At 69.4% G+C, this 15,992-nt stretch carries 18 protein-coding genes; 11 read left to right on the forward strand and 7 right to left on the reverse strand.

The window, feature by feature from the left end; genetic code table 11:
• Window positions 1–5: 5 nt before the first annotated feature.
• Window positions 6–377 (reverse strand): hypothetical protein, encoded by a 372-nt coding sequence (locus tag AB0M22_RS02110; protein WP_364719906.1) that lies wholly within the window; start codon window positions 375–377, stop codon window positions 6–8.
• A 189-nt stretch (window positions 378–566) separates the two neighbouring features.
• On the opposite strand from AB0M22_RS02110, the gene AB0M22_RS02115 reads away from it, so the two are divergent.
• From AB0M22_RS02115 to AB0M22_RS02130, 4 genes are all read left to right on the forward strand, one after another.
• The gene (locus tag AB0M22_RS02115; protein WP_364721602.1) at window positions 567–1,145 is read left to right on the forward strand and encodes a sigma-70 family RNA polymerase sigma factor; all 579 of its coding nucleotides are present in this window, start codon (window positions 567–569) and stop codon (window positions 1,143–1,145) included.
• Window positions 1,146–1,288: 143 nt separating this feature from the next.
• Window positions 1,289–2,785 carry an N-acetylmuramoyl-L-alanine amidase gene (locus AB0M22_RS02120; protein WP_364719909.1) on the forward strand — a complete coding sequence of 499 codons (1,497 nt, stop codon included), beginning with the start codon at window positions 1,289–1,291 and terminating at the stop codon, window positions 2,783–2,785.
• A 75-nt stretch (window positions 2,786–2,860) separates the two neighbouring features.
• Window positions 2,861–3,904, forward strand: a complete 1,044-nt coding sequence (locus AB0M22_RS02125; protein WP_364721604.1) for a CobW family GTP-binding protein — start codon at window positions 2,861–2,863, stop codon at window positions 3,902–3,904.
• Window positions 3,905–4,018: 114 nt separating this feature from the next.
• On the forward strand, window positions 4,019–4,324 hold the full coding sequence (locus AB0M22_RS02130; RefSeq protein ID WP_364719911.1) for a hypothetical protein: 306 nt from the start codon (window positions 4,019–4,021) through the stop codon (window positions 4,322–4,324).
• Between the two features lie 4 nt (window positions 4,325–4,328).
• Here AB0M22_RS02130 and AB0M22_RS02135 read toward each other — a convergent pair whose 3' ends face one another.
• The 4 genes from AB0M22_RS02135 to glp all read right to left on the reverse strand — a co-directional run bounded on the left by AB0M22_RS02135 (window position 4,329) and on the right by glp (window position 8,162).
• Complete coding sequence (locus tag AB0M22_RS02135; protein WP_364719913.1) at window positions 4,329–5,336, reverse strand: AraC family transcriptional regulator ligand-binding domain-containing protein; 1,008 nt, start codon at window positions 5,334–5,336, stop codon at window positions 4,329–4,331.
• 89 nt (window positions 5,337–5,425) lie between these two features.
• Window positions 5,426–5,860 (reverse strand): molybdenum cofactor biosynthesis protein MoaE, encoded by a 435-nt coding sequence (locus AB0M22_RS02140; protein WP_364719916.1) that lies wholly within the window; start codon window positions 5,858–5,860, stop codon window positions 5,426–5,428.
• A complete protein-coding gene (moaCB, locus tag AB0M22_RS02145; RefSeq protein ID WP_364719919.1) occupies window positions 5,847–6,890 on the reverse strand; it encodes a bifunctional molybdenum cofactor biosynthesis protein MoaC/MoaB in 1,044 nt (347 codons plus the stop codon). The genes AB0M22_RS02140 and moaCB overlap by 14 nt, the downstream gene beginning before the upstream one ends.
• Before the next feature lie 24 nt (window positions 6,891–6,914).
• Window positions 6,915–8,162, reverse strand: coding sequence for a gephyrin-like molybdotransferase Glp (gene glp / locus AB0M22_RS02150; RefSeq protein ID WP_364719921.1), 1,248 nt, complete (start codon window positions 8,160–8,162; stop codon window positions 6,915–6,917).
• A 139-nt stretch (window positions 8,163–8,301) separates the two neighbouring features.
• Here glp and moaA point away from each other — a divergent pair, with 139 nt between their 5' ends.
• The 7 genes from moaA (at window position 8,302) to AB0M22_RS02185 (ending at window position 14,519) form a co-directional block, all read left to right on the forward strand.
• Entirely contained in the window at window positions 8,302–9,360 is a 1,059-nt protein-coding gene (moaA, locus tag AB0M22_RS02155) for a GTP 3',8-cyclase MoaA (protein WP_364719923.1), read from the forward strand.
• Window positions 9,353–9,595 (forward strand): MoaD/ThiS family protein, encoded by a 243-nt coding sequence (locus AB0M22_RS02160; RefSeq protein ID WP_364719926.1) that lies wholly within the window; start codon window positions 9,353–9,355, stop codon window positions 9,593–9,595. The genes moaA and AB0M22_RS02160 overlap by 8 nt, the downstream gene beginning before the upstream one ends.
• A gap of 102 nt (window positions 9,596–9,697) precedes the next feature.
• A complete protein-coding gene (locus AB0M22_RS02165; protein ID WP_364719928.1) occupies window positions 9,698–10,411 on the forward strand; it encodes a YciI family protein in 714 nt (237 codons plus the stop codon).
• Between the two features lie 82 nt (window positions 10,412–10,493).
• Window positions 10,494–11,201, forward strand: coding sequence for a YciI family protein (locus AB0M22_RS02170; protein WP_364719931.1), 708 nt, complete (start codon window positions 10,494–10,496; stop codon window positions 11,199–11,201).
• A gap of 2 nt (window positions 11,202–11,203) precedes the next feature.
• Window positions 11,204–12,427 carry a sigma-70 family RNA polymerase sigma factor gene (locus AB0M22_RS02175; protein WP_364719934.1) on the forward strand — a complete coding sequence of 408 codons (1,224 nt, stop codon included), beginning with the start codon at window positions 11,204–11,206 and terminating at the stop codon, window positions 12,425–12,427.
• Between the two features lie 81 nt (window positions 12,428–12,508).
• Window positions 12,509–12,907, forward strand: a complete 399-nt coding sequence (locus AB0M22_RS02180) for a DUF1003 domain-containing protein (RefSeq protein WP_364719937.1) — start codon at window positions 12,509–12,511, stop codon at window positions 12,905–12,907.
• Window positions 12,908–13,037: 130 nt separating this feature from the next.
• Window positions 13,038–14,519: a M28 family metallopeptidase gene (locus AB0M22_RS02185; protein ID WP_364719940.1), complete on the forward strand. Its 1,482-nt coding sequence runs from the start codon at window positions 13,038–13,040 to the stop codon at window positions 14,517–14,519.
• On the opposite strand, the gene nadE is transcribed toward AB0M22_RS02185, so the two are convergent.
• Together nadE and AB0M22_RS02195 are read right to left on the reverse strand one after the other, a co-directional pair.
• Window positions 14,516–15,343 (reverse strand): ammonia-dependent NAD(+) synthetase, encoded by an 828-nt coding sequence (nadE, locus tag AB0M22_RS02190; RefSeq protein ID WP_364719943.1) that lies wholly within the window; start codon window positions 15,341–15,343, stop codon window positions 14,516–14,518. The genes AB0M22_RS02185 and nadE overlap by 4 nt on opposite strands.
• Before the next feature lie 22 nt (window positions 15,344–15,365).
• The gene (locus tag AB0M22_RS02195; protein WP_364721606.1) at window positions 15,366–15,989 is read right to left on the reverse strand and encodes a TetR/AcrR family transcriptional regulator; all 624 of its coding nucleotides are present in this window, start codon (window positions 15,987–15,989) and stop codon (window positions 15,366–15,368) included.
• Window positions 15,990–15,992 lie beyond the last annotated feature (3 nt).

A 15,992-nucleotide genomic window follows, 5' to 3' on the forward strand; every position in this document is an offset into this window, starting at 1 on the left:
CGGCATCAGCCGCCGAACGATCCCGTGCGCGGCGGCGGGGGCAGCAGCCGCCACGCGCCGCAGTTGGTGGTCTTGAAGCCCACGTCGGTCGGCTTGATCTCCACCCGGATCGGGCCGTGCCGGGTGAAGTTGTTGCCGATGATGTATTCCATCTCGGTGTTGTCGCCCTCGACCTTCCAGAGCCTGCGCCAATCGCAGCCGTACGCCGGGTCGGGCGTGCCGGGGGCCTCCCAGACGCCGGGGAAGATGTCGACGCCTACCAGGTAGACGCCGTCCCCTGGCATGGCATTCGCGGGTTCGGCGGCCGCGGTCCCGGCTCCGAGCAGGGCGGTCGCGGACGTCAGAGCGCCGGCGATGAGCAGCGTGCTTGCGCGCATGGCGATGTTCTCCTCGAATCGTGCGGCAACCGCCGCGCAGCGGCTGACCTGGGAGATCCCCGAAATCTCCGGGCCAAGATCTACCAGAGGACCGGGCCGGATGTGCCGCATTCCACATTTCTTGTGTGGATGCATTACCAAATCGCGCACGATGTTGTCATCGGCCGAGTCGGCCGCGATATCCGAGGTATGACATGTGCTCGGTTGGAGTCCGTCCGGACGGATCGACGTTCCCCGTCGTGCGGCGCGCGGTGCGCGGGACTGTGCAGCGATTCCGGGCTAGCCGCGGTGCTGGCGACCGATCGAGCCCTATTGCATTGGCGGGCAATGCGTGCGCTGGGCGATAGCGGACTCGCCGAGCAAGCCGTGCAGGAGTCGTTGCTGCGCGCGTGGCGTTCCTGCGGGTTCTTCGACGCGACCAAGGGTAGCGTCCGGACCTGGCTGCTGGCGATCCTGCGCAACGTCATCATCGACATGGTCCGCGCGCGGGCCGCCCGGCCGGGGGACACCGGCTGGGACGAGGTCGGCGAGCTCAGTGACGCCCGCTACGCGCATCCCGATTTCGCCGACGGCCTGATCGACGGGCTGCTGGTCGCGGAGCTGCTGGCGCTGCTGCCCGGTCCGCAGCGGGAAGCCGTGACCGAGGTGATCCTGCGCGATCGCGCCTATCAGGAGGTGGCCGACGACATCGGCGTCCCGGTCGGCACGGTGAAGACGCGGGTGCACTATGCGCTGCGTTCGCTGCGCCGGCTGCCGCGCGGCGCGTAATTGCCGGTGAACACACCGCAGCAGCGGTAACGGTTGGATAACTGGGGTTGCTATGCTGGTGCTCGCGTTGCGAGAGTGAACCACTGGGTTTGGTGTTACTAATGGGAAGGGAGGGGTGCCCTGTCCCGGGGCACCGACCGAACATGAAGCAGCCAAGCATCATCAGGGCCGGAATCTGTTCCGCCGTCACGGCCGCGGTCACGGTGACGCTGTCCGGGTTCGTGCCGGTCACCGCTACGGCCGAGCCGGCCCAGCCGGACCTGGCGAACAAGCTCGCGGGCAAGATCGTCTTCCTGGACCCCGGCCATCAGGGGCCCGGCCACAGCGAGAACGTGGCCAAACAGGTCAGCGACGGTCGCGGCGGTATGAAGGACTGCCAGACCACCGGCATGGTCACGGTCAACGGCGTCCCCGAACACACCATCAACTGGAACGTGGCGCAGCTGGTGAAGACCGCGCTGGAGCAGTTCGGCGCGCAGGTGAAATTGAGTCGCCAGGACGATCAGGGCTGGGGCGGTTGCGTCGACGATCGCGCCAGGGCCGCCAACGAGTCCGGTGCTGCCGTCGCGGTGAGCATTCACGCCGACAGTGCGCCCGCCGACCAGCGCGGCTTCCACCTGATCGTGCCCGAGCTGCCGATCCCCGACGAGACGGTCAACGCGATCCAGTCGAATGCCGGATTGGCCGCGTCGACCGCGATGCGCGACGCCTACTTGCAGGCCGGGTTCGTTCCGGCGAAGTACGCGAGCGCGAACGGTCTGATGCCGCGCAAGGACATCGCCGGGCCCGCGCTGACCGCGGTGCCGGATGTGTTCGTCGAGATGGGCAACGGGGCCAACGCCGAGGACGCGGCGATGCTGGAGAGCAAGGAAGGCCAGCTCAAGCACGCGGTCACCATCACAACGGGGCTGGTGGGTTATCTGCTCGGCCCGCAATCGGTGACGCCGAACGTGACCGGCGAGCAGCCTGCCGCGGCACCGGTGCCACAGCAACATCCGGCGGCGGCGGATCCCGCCGCGACGGTCCCACAGGCGCAGGCAGCGCCGCAGGTCCAGCCGAATTCGGCGCCGTTGCCGCAGCATCCGGCCTCGACCGAGCCGCCGGTAGGCGCTGCGGCACCGCAGGCGTTGACCGAGCCGCAGGTGCCGGCCGCACCGCAGGCGCAGCCGAATTCGGCGCCGTTGCAGCCGTATCCCGCGTCGACCGAACCTCCGGTCGGCGCGTCGGCACCGCAAGCCGCGCCGCAGGTTCAGTCGAATACGCCGCAGTTCCAGCCTTACCCGGCGTCCACCGAGCCGCCGGCGGGCGCCACGGCTCCCCAGGCTCAAACCGCACCTCAGGTCCAGGCCGCGCCGCCGGGGCAGTCCTCACCCTTCACCCAGCAGGGTCAGACCGCTCCGGACACCTCGGGCTGGCCGGGCACCCAGCAATCACCCGGTGCGCAGCAGAGCCTGCCGGGCAGCAAGACGGTGCCGGGCGAGTCGAGTGACATGCAGTCCGTCCGCGAGATCATGGACATGGTCCTGACCCTGCTCATGCCGCTGGCCAAGTCGCTCGGCGTGGACAACAACATGGTCACCGCCGAGCTGATCAACCTCGCGTACGCGTTGGCGGCCAAGTTCATCGCCCCGGCCAAGTAGCACCCATCGCCCGGCCGAACGTCACCCTCGTCGAGGGTGACGTTCGGCGTTTCCGGGGCCCTTGCGCGGCCCAGTATGGTGGTCGGCGTGGCTGACCGGATTCCTGTTGTGATCGTCGCGGGGTTTCTCGGTTCCGGGAAAACAACGCTGCTCAACCACCTGTTACGCAACAGCCGAGGCACCCGGATCGGCGTGGTGGTCAACGACTTCGGCGCGATCAATATCGACTCGATGCTGGTGGCCGGCCAGGTCGACGCGATGGTCTCGCTCGGCAACGGCTGCGTCTGCTGCGCGGTGGACGTCAGCGAATTGGACGACCTGTTCACCCGGCTCGCGCAGCCGCGGGCCAAGATCGACGTGATCGTGGTGGAGGCCAGCGGCCTGGCCGAGCCGCGCAACCTGATCCGGATGGTGGTCGGCAGCGACAACCCGCGCATCCGCTACGGCGGCCTGGTCGAGGTGGTCGACGCCGAGCAGTTCCCGGCGAGCAGCGCGCGCCACCCCGAACTGACCACACACCTGCGGCTAGCCGATCTGGTCGTGGTCAACAAGGCCGATCGGGTGCCGGACGCACAGCTGAGCGCTTTGCGGCAGGACATCGCGGAGCTGATCGGGCAGGTGCCGGTGTACGCGACCACGCACGGCCGGCTCGAGCCCGGCCTGCTGTTCGACGAACCGTTGCACGAAACCCCGCGGGTCGCCGAGCAATTGAGCTTCGACGAACTGCTCGACCACCACGATCACGACCACGCCGAGCACCGCCACCTGCACGACGACTACCTCAGCGTCTCCTTCACCAGCGAACAGCCGCTGGACCCGCGCGGGCTGATCGGTTTCCTGGAGGACCCGCCGCCGGGCCTGTTCCGCGCCAAGGGTTTCGCCGCCTTCGCGGTCGCGGACGAGCGCCGCAAGTTCGTGCTGCACCTGGTCGGCCGGCACCTCGTGTTCGAGCCGGCGAACTGGGCGCGCGGCGAATCCCGCACCACCCAGCTGGTGCTCATCGGCGCGGGCATGGACGCCGAGGTGGCGACGAAACGGTTGCAGGACACCGTGCACCTCGACGAGGAGCCCTTGGACCCGCAATCCTTGCTCGGGGTGTGGCGCTACACGCCACACTGAACTCACCCACCCGTCGGCTCCACGCGTGGTCATTGCGACGAATTTGGCGCGTTCGGCCTCAAACTGGCGCGTTCGGTGCTAGCGGCGGCGACGGGCGGACATGAGACTGTCCTGGTGCCCGCCGCGTCGGCACGTGCGCAATGCTGCGAACAAGCCGCGCGCGGTGTCGGGTCGGCGCACCGATTCATGATCGAGACGATTCGTTTTGCGACCGATGGGAGTTTTCCAATGTCAGATTCGCTGGAGAGCGCCACCGAGTACGTGATCGAAGTGCTGGAGGCCAAGGGCACCGCCACGCGCGACGACTTCGACGTGCCCGGCATCGTGGCGGAGTCCCATGCCATCGCCAACGGCTGGGATTTCCGCGCGATCGAGGACGCCACGTTCTGGGGGATCGTGGCGCGTTTCCTCAAACTGTGAGGCCTCAGTCGAAGCGGGCGGCTTGCTGGCCGCGGGGCGCCACCATCCACCGCCGGGCCGCGCGGCGCATCGAGCCCGCGTCGGAGTAACCGAGCAACTCGGCCTGCCGGGACCGGCTGAGCGGACCACCCGAGCTGGCTTCGGTGAGCCGGGCCGTGCGCGCCCGATCCAATTCCCGCCGCCACGTGGTGCCCGCCTCCATCAACCGGCGTTGCAGCGTGCGCGGGCTGGTGGCCAGCCTCCGCGCCACCTGATCAAGCGAGACATCACCGGTCTTCATCGCCTCGGCCAAAGCCGCCGCTACCCGCTCCGGCCAGGCCGTGGCCAGCGGCGGCGGTGGCGGCAACGCTTCGGCGAGCGGCTGCAAGATCGCGGCCAGCACCGGATCGCTGGTGGTCAACGGCAGATCCATATCACTGGCGCGGAACACCATCGAGTCCACCGGCGCGTCGAATTCGATTGCCGTGGTGCCGAAAACCTCGACGAACGTGTCCACCTTGACCGGCGCGGACTGGCGCAGCGAGATCCGCAGCGGGATCACCGGCTCGCGCACCACCCGCCGGGCCCGGCTGAGCACGGCGGCCAAGCCCCACAGCTGGGTGAGATCGCGGCCACGGCCCTCGCCGCGGATCATGTCGAGGTACAGCGTCACCTCGCCGTCGCGCTCGGCGACCAGGTCGAAGCGATGGTTGGTGGTGACCGCGGTGACGTACGGCCCGCAGGTCGCCAGGCCCGCGCCGAGGGTGGGCGCGGTGGAGAACAGATAGTCGTAGAGCCCGAGGGTGGGGAGCTGATAGCGCCGGGCCACGTTCAGCGCTACGTCCGGATCGCCGAGCCCGTGCTCGCCGAGTTCCCACAGCCGGGAGAAGGTGTGGCTCGGCAGATGCACGTCGTCACCGGCCATCGTCCACTCGGGCAGCCCGGTCTCGCGGATCAGCCGATCGCGATCGAGACCGGCCGCGCTGAGCTGAGAGATGACGAACCGGTGCAGCAACACCTGATCGGTACCCATCGCGTCCTCCCGTGGCTCCGGCGAACTGCGTGTGCGGACACGCTAACGCCGGCGTGTTGATTCGTCATGGGGTTCTTGTCACGCTTCGGTTAACCGCAGGAATTGACCCATTCGGACAATCCGTCGGCGAACAGCTGTCTCTTCCAGATCGGCACCTCGTGCTTGATCCGGTCCACCAGCTCGGCGCAGGCGGTGAACGCCTCGGCCCGGTGCGCGGCGGCGACCGCGACGACGATCGCATCGTCGCCGATGGTCAACGCGCCGACCCGGTGCACGGCGGCGACCGGCAGGCCGGCCGATTCGGCCAGCTCGGCGCAGACCTTGTGTAGGAAGCGCTCGGCCTCGGGATGCGCCGAGTACTCCAGCGCGGTCACGGCCTGTCCGCCGTCGTGGTCACGGACCTTGCCGGTGAACACGACGACGGCACCGTAGTGCGGCCCGGTCACGGCGGCCTCGACCGCGGCGGCGTCGAGCGGCTGGTCGCTGACCCGGGCCAGCCGGACGGTGGGTTCAGTGGTGGTCATGGTTTCCGCCTCCGGCTACTTGCGCGAGCAGATGGTCGAGCAGCGGTTCGAGCACCGCGATGCCGTCCTTGACCCCGCCGGGGGAGCCGGGCAGGTTCACGATCACCGACCGGCCGGCCAACCCGGCCACGCCGCGACTCAGGGCGGCTAGCGGGAACTTTGCCGTGCCGCGCTGCCGGATCGCCTCGGCGACGCCGGGCAGCTCGCGGGTCAGCACGGCGAGGGTGGCCTCCGGGGTGGCATCGGTGGGGGAGGCGCCGGTGCCGCCGGTGCTGATCACCAGCGACGGTTCCAGGCGCAACGCGTCGGCCAGGCCGACCGTGATGTCGGCGTCCGCGTACACCAGCGGGCCGCGCACCGAAAAGCCGAGTCCGGCAAGCCATTCGGTGAGGACGGGGCCCGTGGTGTCGACTCGGGTGCCCGCGGCGGCGCCGGTCGAGGCGACCAAGACGACGGCGGTCGCGCCGGGAAGATGTTCCTGCGGTGCGTGCTTCGCCTCGACTGCGGATTCGCTTGCCGACGAGTGCGTTCCGGCGGTGGTCTCGTTGTCCGCGGCAGACTCGGGCCGCACCCAATGTCCGTGCTTCCCACCCTCTTTGGTGATCAGCCGCACCCCGTTGAGCGTCGCCGCCGGATCGACCGCCTTCACCATGTCGTGCAGCGTCAATCCCGCGATCGCCACCGCGGTCAGCGCTTCCATCTCGACCCCGGTGGGCCCCTTGGTCTTCGCGGTGGCCTCGATGGTGATGGAGTCCTCGGTGAACCCGAATTCGACCTTCACCGAAGACAGCGCGAGCTGATGGCACAGCGGAATCAGTTCCGAGGTCTTCTTCGCCCCGGCGATGCCCGCGATCCGCGCGGTGGACAGCACGTCGGCCTTCGGCATGTCGTCGGCCCGCACCAGCGCGACCACCTCGGCGGTGGTCAGCAATTCGCCCGCGGCCACCGCGATCCGGGTGGTGTCGGACTTGGCGCTGACATCGACCATGCGGGCGCGGCCCTCGCCGTCCACATGGGACAACTCACTCATCGAATACTCCTGAGACGGAACGGATCACAGCGACCACACTCGCACGACGGCCCCGGCGGGCAGCGAGGTGATCTCGGCCGGAATATCGATCAGCACGTCCGCCCAGGCCATCCCGGCGACCAGATGCGAGCCGGGCCCGGACACCACCTCGACGGCCTCCGGATGCCGGTGCAGCGCAGGCAGATCGCCGTGCGTCGCGCGAATCAGCTTGCCGCGCAGGAACTGCCGCTTGCCGTGCGGCGAGCGGGCCACCTCGTTGCGCAACGGCAGCTCGTAGCTGTCGACGTGCGGCAGCCCGGCCAGCGCGCGCAGCATCGGCCGCGCGAACACCTCGAACGACACCATCGTGCTGACCGGATTACCCGGGAAACTGAGCACCGGAACCCCGTCGACGACGGTCAGCCCCTGCGGCCCGCCCGGCTGCATGGCGACCGACCCGAACACCCCGCCGAGCGGCCCGAGCACGTCCTTGACCACCTCGAAGTCGCCCTTGGACACCCCGCCGGAGGTGAACACCACATCGGCGGATCCGGTCGCGTCGGCCAGCAACTCGCGGAACTCGGCCGGATCGTCGGTGCTGTGCGCGACCGAGACGACATCCACCCCGTTCGCGGCGAGCGCGGCGGCCAGTGCGATGCCGTTGGAGTTGTAGATCTGCCCCGGTCGCAGCGTGCTGCCCGCCGGAACGAGTTCGTCGCCCGTAGTGATAACCGCGGCCCGGACCCGGTGGAACACCGGCACACTCGGCAACCCGACCGCCGCGAGCGCCGCGATGTGCCGCGGCTCCAGCGTGGTGCCCGCGTGCGCGAGCAGGTCGCCTGCCCGCACGTCGGTGCCCGCCTCCCGCACGAATTCGCCTGCGCTGCGGCCACGTTCGATGGTGACGGTGCCGTTGTCGGCGCGCACGTCCTCCACCGGAACCACGCAGTCCGCGCCGGGCGGGATCGGCGCGCCGGTCATCACCTTGATCGCGGCGCCGGGCGGCAGCGGCGTCTGCCCGGCGTTGCCCGCCGCGACGACCCCGGCCACGCGCAGTGTCACCGGCGCGACCACCACGGACGCGGCGCGCACCGCGTAACCGTCCATCGCCGAGTTGCGGAACACCGGCAGATCGACCGGGGAGCGCAGATCCTCGGCGAGCTGCCGGCCGAGGGCCGCGGGCACCGTGACGTGTTCGACCGGGCGCGCGGCGAGCGGGCGCAACAGCTGTTCGATGCTGTCTCGGTAGTCGTCGACGGGCCGGGCCGAGACGCTGGCGGGCCGAGGGTTCATGGCAGCCAGCCTAACCTCAGCCGATCGAGGTCAATCGCCCGTCCGGCTTGTGTGAACCTCACAATCTCGCGGGGCGCGCGGGGCGCTATTCCGTACCTTCTGCGACTGACCAACGACGGACGGAGGTCATAATGGACAGGTGACTCTGGTCGAGATGGGGATACCTGCCGTGCGTTCCGGGCGTCCCTCGCTCGACGGCCGCCCCGATACGCCGTTCCTGCTGGACCGATTCGGGCGGGTGGCCCGCGATCTGCGCGTCTCCATCACCGAGAAATGCTCGCTGCGCTGCACGTATTGCATGCCCGAGGAGGGCCTGCCCGCGATTCCGCAGCACGAGCTGCTGACCGTCGAGGAGATCGTCCGCCTGGTCGGCCTGGCGGTGCGCGAGCTCGGCATCGAGGAGGTCCGGTTCACCGGCGGTGAGCCGTTGATGCGCCGCGATCTCGAGCAGATCATCGCGGGATGTCACGAACAGGTACCGAACACGCCGCTGGCGATGACCACAAACGGCGTCGGGCTGGAGCACCGCGCCCGCGGGCTCGCCGCCGCCGGGTTGCACCGGGTGAACGTCTCGCTGGACACCGTCGACCGGGCCGGTTTCGCCAAGCTGACCCGCCGCGATCGGCTCGACTCGGCGCTGGCCGGTATCCGGGCGGCCCGCGCGGCCGGGCTCGCGCCGGTCAAGGTGAACGCCGTGCTCATGCGCGAAACCCTTTCCGGCGCAGGGGATCTGCTCCAGTGGTGTCTCGACGAGGATTGCGCGCTGCGGTTCATCGAGGAGATGCCGCTCGACGCCGACCACGAATGGGCCCGCACCAATATGGTCACCGCCGCCGAACTCCTGGACGTGCTCGGCACTCGCTTCGAGCTGACCGCGGCCGGCCGCGACGATCCCGCCGCCCCGGCCGAAACCTGGCTGGTCGACGGCGGACCCGCGACCGTCGGCATCATCGCGTCGGTCACCCGCAAGTTCTGCGACACCTGCGACCGCACCCGCCTCACCGCCGACGGCATGCTGCGCTCCTGCCTGTTCAGCGACCAGGAGTACGACCTGCGCCAGGTGCTGCGCTCCGGCGCAGGCGACGCCGAGGTGGCCACCCTGTGGCGCGGCGCGATGTGGAACAAATGGGCCGGTCACGGCATCGATGTGGAGGGGTTCGTCCCGCCGGAACGCACGATGGGAGCCATCGGTGGTTGAGATCCGCTACTTCGCCGCCATCGCCGACGCCGTCGGCAAGGACCGCGAGACCCTCGACCTGCCGGCCGGTGCGACCGTCGCCGACCTGCGCTCGTCGCTGTCCGCGTCCTACGGGCCGGGCCTGGAAAAGATGCTCTCGGTCTGTGCCTACCTGGTCGGCGACGAGTTGACCCGCGACCCGCACGCCGCGCTGACCCCCCGCGTGGACGTGCTGCCACCCTTCGCCGGCGGCTGACCGCAAAACAATTCACCGAGCGCGTAGATAACCGGACGCGCTGTTCGTCGTCCAGGTAGCGAGGGGTATCGGACTCCTCGGTTTCCGGGAAGGATGACGACCATGCACTACCTGGCGACATTGGTAGGACGTGCGGACGAGCCGGACCTGCCGCCCGACTCACCGGAGTTCGCGGCCGAGGTCGAGAAGTACGCGGTATTCGAGGCGAACGCGGGCGCGGCGATCGCGGGCGGCGCGGTGCTGTATCCGGCCGAGACCGCGGTCGACATCCGGCACGCCGACGGCCGCCCACTCGTCACCGACGGGCCGTTCACCGAGCAGGCCGAGGTGGTCGGCGGCTTCCTCGTCTTCGACACCAAGGACATGGACGAGGCGATCGAACTGGCCCGCCGGATTCCCGCGGCCGAGCAGGGCGCGGTCGAGCTGCGGCCGATGGTTCAGTGGCAAGCGCACGGCACGCCGGGCGCGGACTGGTGGCTCGCGCTGCTCTGGGCGGCGCCCGAGCAGGTGATCGCGCCGGGCAGTCCCGAATGGGATACGGCCGTGGGTCTGCATCAAGAGTTCGGTGCGAAGTCGGCCGACGCGTTGCGCGGCGGGGGAGCGGTGCAGCCGCCCGCCACCGCGACCACGGTCCGGGTGCGCGACGGTCAGGTGCGGCTCACTGCCGGGCCGTTCGCCGAGTCGGCCGACGTGATCGACGGTGTGTATCTGTTCGTCGCGGGCGACCGGGCCGAGGCGACCGAGATCGCGGCCAGGATTCCGTGCGGTCCGGCCGGGCGGGTGGAACTGCGGCAGATCGTCGATCTCGGCGAGTGATCAGGTAGAGAAACCGTTGTCGTGTTCGTCGTTTGGGTAGGGAAGGGTATCGAGCTCTTCCATTCGAGGAAGGTTGGCGGCCATGCACTACTTGGCGACGATCGTGGGAAACGGGCAGACAGCCGAGCCGGGGACACCGGAGTTCAGCGAGGGAGTGGCGAAATACGCGGCCTTCCAGGAGGCGGCGGGCGCGGCGATCGCCGGTGGCGCGGCGTTGTTCCCGCCGGCCACGGCGATCAACGTCCGGCGCGGCGGTGATCAGACCCTGGTCACCGACGGGCCGTTCACCGAGCAGGCCGAGGTGGTCACCGGTTTCTACGTGTTCGACGCGCAGGATCTGGACGAGGCCATCCAGCTCGCGCGCCGGATCCCGGCGGCCGCGCGCGGCGCGATCGAGGTGCGGCCGATGGCGATGTGGTCGCCGCACGGAGTCCCGGCCGCCGATTGGTGGATCGCGCTGCTGTGGGAGCCGCAGTCGGACGTGATCGCGCCGGACACGCGGGACTGGGAGCGGATGGCCGCCGAGCACGGGCAGTTCGCGGAAAAGGTCGGCGAGGCGATCCGGGCCGGCGGGGCCTTGCAGCCGCCGGACACCGCGACCACCGTCCGGGTGCGGGACGGGAAGTTGCTGCTCACCGATGGGCCGTTCACCGAGGGCGCCGAGGTGGTGGACGGACTGTACGTGTTCACCGCGGCAGGTCCGGCCGAGGCCACCGAGATCGCGGCCCAGATCCCGCGCGGGCCACAGGGCCGCTCGGAGCTGCGCCGCATCGTCGACGTCGGTTTCTGACCGTGCCGGGCCCGGCCGTCGACGCCGTCTATCGCGCCGAATTCGGCCGGGCCCTGGCCACGGTCGCCCGGCTGGTCGGCGACATCGGGCTGGCCGAGGACGCGGTGCAGGAGGCGTTCGCCGACGCGTTGCGCACCTGGCCGGACCGCGGGGTACCGGACAATCCCGGGGCCTGGATCACCACCGCGGCCCGCAACCGCGCACTGGACCGGCTGCGGCGCGAGTCGGCCAGGACCGGCAAGGAGCAGGACGCCGTTCTGCTGACCGGGCCGAGCGAGGAGATCGACATGTCGCCGGTAGCGGACGACCAACTGCGGATGATCTTCACCTGCTGTCATCCGGCGCTGTCGCCGGAATCTCAGGTGGCGCTGACGCTGCGACTGGTGTGCGGGTTGCGGACCGCGGAGATCGCCAGGGCCTTCCTGCAACCGGAACACACAGTGGCCCAACGGCTTACCCGCGCGAAGGCGAAGATCCGCCAGGCCGGCATTCCGCTGCGGGTGCCGCCCGCGCCGCTGCTGCCGGAGCGGCTGCCTGCTGTGCTGGCGTGTATCTATTTGGTCTTCACCGAAGGCTACTTCGCCACCTCGGGCCCGACCGCGGTCCGGGATGAGCTGTGCGACGAGGCAATTCGGCTCGGCAAGCTGCTGTGCGCGCTGCTGCCCGACGAGCCGGAGGCACGATCGCTGCTGGCGCTGATGTTGCTCAACGACAGCCGGCGCGCCCAACGACGCAGCGCGGAAGGCGAATTGGTGCCGATCGAGGACCAGGATCGGTCCGCGTGGAATCGGGCGCAGATCGAATCCGGGCTGCGCTGCCTGATCTCCGCCGCCGCGGACGGCAGTGGCCCGTACCTCGCACAGGCGCGGATCGCCGGCGCCCACACCATCGCCGCCACCTGGGAGCAAACAGACTGGGCCGCAATCGTTTCCGCCTACGACGAACTACGCGCCTACGCCGACTCGCCGGTCATCCTGGTGAATCGCGCCATCGCCGTAGGGTTCCTGCGCGGCTTCGACAGCGGCCTGGCCGCCCTCGACGAAATCGCCGACCACCCCCGCCTGGCCACCTCACACCTCGTCGCCGCCACCCGCGCCGACCTACTCCGCCGCGCCGGCCGCCACCCGGAATCCGCCACGCACTACCGAATCGCCCTCGACCGCACCACCAACGACCAGGTCCGCCGCTTCCTGTCCCGCCGCCTCGCCGAGGTCACGGCCAGGTAATCGAGGTGCGTGGTTCGGCGCGGGCAGCGGGTTAGCATCGGCGCGCCATCGCGTTTCGCCGCCCCAGGAGGACGATCGACCATGCCGCAGCCGCAACTCATTCAGCATCCCGCCGTCCTGAAACAGCAGGCCATCCGGGCGTCCAGCATGCAGCTGCGCGTCGCCGACCTCATCACCAAGTTCGCGGGCTCGATGCAGTTCGTCTACATCCACGCCGTCCTCTTCGCGGTCTGGATGCTGTGGTTCGAGGAAACCCCTTGGCCCACACTGACTCTCGTTGTTTCGCTGGAGGCGATCTTCCTGTCCACCTTCGTGATGATCGGCCAGAACCGCCAGGCCCAGTTCCAGCAGATCAAGGCCGATCACGACTTCACCCAGCAGGAACTGGAACTCAAGACCAACACCGAACTCACCAGGGCGATTCACGCGATGACCACCGAACTCCTGCGTCGCGACCAAGCGCAGGGCCATCGGCACTAGCTGGGGTGTGCGGGCGGATTGCCCGGCATGGCAACGCGTTTCCCCACTACAACTGGGGTTTCATCGAGGTGACACCCCGCTTTAACCTCCGAGCCATCGGGATTCATCCGTCCCTTTGGAGGAGCTGACTATGCCCCGAATCTTCCGCAGTGCCACCGCCGGTCGCGTGATCGCCACCGCCGCCGCGCTGCCCCTCGCGTTATCCCTCGCCGTTGCGGGGTCCGCGTTTGCCGACCCCAGTCCGCCGCCAGGGCGACTGGCCGACTCGATCAAGGCGCCCGCCGTCAAGCAGCATCTGGAGAAGTTCCAGTCGATCGCGAATGCCAACGGCCGCACCCGGGCCGCGGGCACCGCGGGCTACGATGCCTCCCGCGACTACGTGGCCGGCGAACTGCGCCGCGTGGGTTACCAGGTGACGTTGCAGCCGTTCACTTTCCAGTCCTTCCGGGAACGGTCGACGGCGGTCCTGGAGCAGGTCTCGTCCGCCCGGACGGCGTACAAGCCGTCCGCGCCGGACCGCAGCCAGCTCGGTGACTTCGCCACCCTGACCTATTCCGGTTCGGGCGAGGCGAAGGCTACGGTGCAGGGCGTCGACCTCGCCCTGTCGCCGCGTGCGGAGGCGAACGGCTCGACCTCCGGCTGCGAGGCCGCGGACTTCGCCAAGTTCACCCGCGGCAACATCGCGCTGCTGCAACGCGGTACCTGCACGTCCGCCGACAAGGCCCGAAACGCCCAGGCCGCAGGCGCTTCCGGCGTGATCATCTTCAACGAGGGCCAGCCAGGCCGCACCGACACCTTCGCCGAGCCGCTCGACGAGACCGGCGTCACCGTGCCGGTGGTCGCCACCAGCTTCGCCGTCGGCAAGGATCTGGCCAAGGCGGACACGGTGGTCCGGCTCAAGACCGACACCGAGTCCCTCCCCGCCACCACGCACAACGTGATCGCGGATTCCCCGCAGGGCAACCCGGACAAGGTCGTCATGGCCGGGGCACACCTCGACTCGGTCCGCGCCGGGGCGGGCATCAACGACAACGGCTCCGGCAGCGCCGGTCTGCTCGAGGTCGCCTTGCAGATGGCCGCGACCCCGCCGAAGAACAAGGTCCGCTTCGCCTGGTGGGGCGCCGAGGAACTCGGCCTGGTCGGCTCCAAGTACTACGTGGCGAACCTGTCCGCGGCCAACCGCGACAAGCTCGAGCTCTACCTCAACTTCGACATGATCGGCTCGCCGAACTACGCCTACAAGATCTACAACGGCAGCCAGGGCCCGACCGGCTCCGCCCAGATCGAGCAGGACTTCAACCGCTACTTCGACTCGAAGGGCCTGCGGCACAACCGCGCGGCGCTCGACGGCCGTTCGGACTACGGCGCGTTCATGCGGGCCGGGATCGCGGTCGGCGGCTTGTTCACCGGCGCCGAGGGCATCAAGACCAGCCAGGAAGCGCAGTGGTTCGGCGGCCAGGCCGGCCGTCCCTACGACCCCTGCTACCACCGGTCCTGCGACACGACCACCAACATCAGTGACAAGGCGTTGACCGACAACACCGGCGCGATCGCCAATGCGATGCAGACCTACGCCGCCAGCGACGACCCGCCGGGAGTAGCGGCCGGCTAGTCGCGCCACCAAGTGTCGAGTGGGGTTACCGGAACCGCCCGCTTGTGCCGGGTGTTCAGGTAGATCGACTCGATGCGCTCGGCGACCTCGGGGGTGACATCCTTGCCCTCGAGGTAGTCGTCGATTTCGCGGTAGGTCAGCCCGAGCGCTTCCTCGTCCGGCAGCGCGGGGCGGTCGTCCTCCAGGTCGGCGGTCGGCACCTTCGACCAAATGCTTTCCGGCGCACCCAATTCCTGCAGCAGCGCCGCCCCCTGATGCTTGGTGAGACCGGTCAGCGGGGTGAGGTCGACGCCGCCGTCGCCGTACTTGGTGAAGAACCCGGTAACCGCCTCTGCCGCGTGATCGGTGCCGACGACCAGCATGTTCTCCTGACCCGCGAGCGCGTACTGGATCACCATCCGCTCACGCGCCTTGATATTGCCGCGGACGAAATCGCGGAGCTTGTCGATCTTCAGCGCGGAGGCCACCTCGCCCGCGGTCGCGTTCGCGCTCGGGCGCACGTTGACCGACACCGTCTTGTCCGGCTGGATGAAGCGCAGCGCGGCCCGCGCGTCCGCCTCGTCGGATTGCACGCCGTAGGGCAGGCGAACCGCGACGAACGTCGCGTCCACCCCGTCCGCCCGTAGTTCCTCCACCGCGAGCTGGCACAACCGCCCGGTCAGCGAGCTGTCCTGGCCGCCGCTGATGCCGAGCACGAAACCCTTTGCGGGAGTGGCGTTCAGATAGTCCTTGAGGAAATCGATCCGGCGCCGTACCTCGTCCTTCGGCTCGATGCTCGGTTGGACGCCCAACTCGGTGATGATCTGTTCGCGCAGGTTCCGCATGGCAGCCCACTTTACTGTCCATTCACGGCGTGACAACGCGTCGAACGACCGCTTCCCAGTTGTCCCCGATCTGCTCGCGGCTATATCCCTGCGCGCGCATCTGATGCATGACCAGCGCGGCGCTGAGCGCGCCGAGCAGGCTGTCCGCGATCAACGGGATATCGCCGGGCATGCCCGCCTGCCGCAGCAGCATCGACACGTGCGCCTTGAGCAACATGTACGGCGCGCCCGAATATCGATCGGCCGCCTCGCCGACCTCCGCCGCGCGATACAGCTCGCCCTCCACATCGATGTCGAGCAGCCGCGCCCGGCCGAACGCGACCAGCCGTTCCACCGGCGCCGCGCCGGGCCCCAGCGGCGGCGGCCCGAACATGAACGCCTCCTGCGCCTTGCGCTCGGAGTGATCGAGCAGCGCCATCAGCAATCCCGACCGGCTGCCGAACCGCCGGAACACCGTGCCCTTGCCGACCCCGGCCCGCTTGGCCAGCGCGTCCATGGTGAGGCCGTCCACGCCCTGCTCGCGCACCAGCTGCTGCGCGGCGTCCAGCAGCAACTGCCGGTTGCGCGCGGCGTCGGCGCGTTCGGTGGGCTCGGACGTGCCGGGCAGGGGCGCGCCGATGCCGAGCAGTGGGCGCTGCCCGGGCAGCGG

It is taken from the genome of Nocardia sp. NPDC051756, assembly GCF_040681495.1.
GTDB lineage: Bacteria > Actinomycetota > Actinomycetes > Mycobacteriales > Mycobacteriaceae > Nocardia.

Coding starts and splice junctions, on each gene's coding strand:
- AB0M22_RS02170 (WP_364719931.1), top strand. CDS start 10,494: ATGCACTACTTGGCGACGATCGTGGGAAACGGGCAGACAGCCGAGCCG.
- moaCB (WP_364719919.1), bottom strand. CDS start 6,890: ATGAGTGAGTTGTCCCATGTGGACGGCGAGGGCCGCGCCCGCATGGTC.
- glp (WP_364719921.1), bottom strand. CDS start 8,162: ATGAACCCTCGGCCCGCCAGCGTCTCGGCCCGGCCCGTCGACGACTAC.
- AB0M22_RS02135 (WP_364719913.1), bottom strand. CDS start 5,336: ATGGGTACCGATCAGGTGTTGCTGCACCGGTTCGTCATCTCTCAGCTC.
- AB0M22_RS02115 (WP_364721602.1), top strand. CDS start 567: ATGACATGTGCTCGGTTGGAGTCCGTCCGGACGGATCGACGTTCCCCG.
- AB0M22_RS02180 (WP_364719937.1), top strand. CDS start 12,509: ATGCCGCAGCCGCAACTCATTCAGCATCCCGCCGTCCTGAAACAGCAG.
- AB0M22_RS02165 (WP_364719928.1), top strand. CDS start 9,698: ATGCACTACCTGGCGACATTGGTAGGACGTGCGGACGAGCCGGACCTG.
- nadE (WP_364719943.1), bottom strand. CDS start 15,343: ATGCGGAACCTGCGCGAACAGATCATCACCGAGTTGGGCGTCCAACCG.
- AB0M22_RS02125 (WP_364721604.1), top strand. CDS start 2,861: ATGGTGGTCGGCGTGGCTGACCGGATTCCTGTTGTGATCGTCGCGGGG.
- AB0M22_RS02120 (WP_364719909.1), top strand. CDS start 1,289: ATGAAGCAGCCAAGCATCATCAGGGCCGGAATCTGTTCCGCCGTCACG.
- AB0M22_RS02140 (WP_364719916.1), bottom strand. CDS start 5,860: ATGACCACCACTGAACCCACCGTCCGGCTGGCCCGGGTCAGCGACCAG.
- AB0M22_RS02110 (WP_364719906.1), bottom strand. CDS start 377: ATGCGCGCAAGCACGCTGCTCATCGCCGGCGCTCTGACGTCCGCGACC.
- AB0M22_RS02185 (WP_364719940.1), top strand. CDS start 13,038: ATGCCCCGAATCTTCCGCAGTGCCACCGCCGGTCGCGTGATCGCCACC.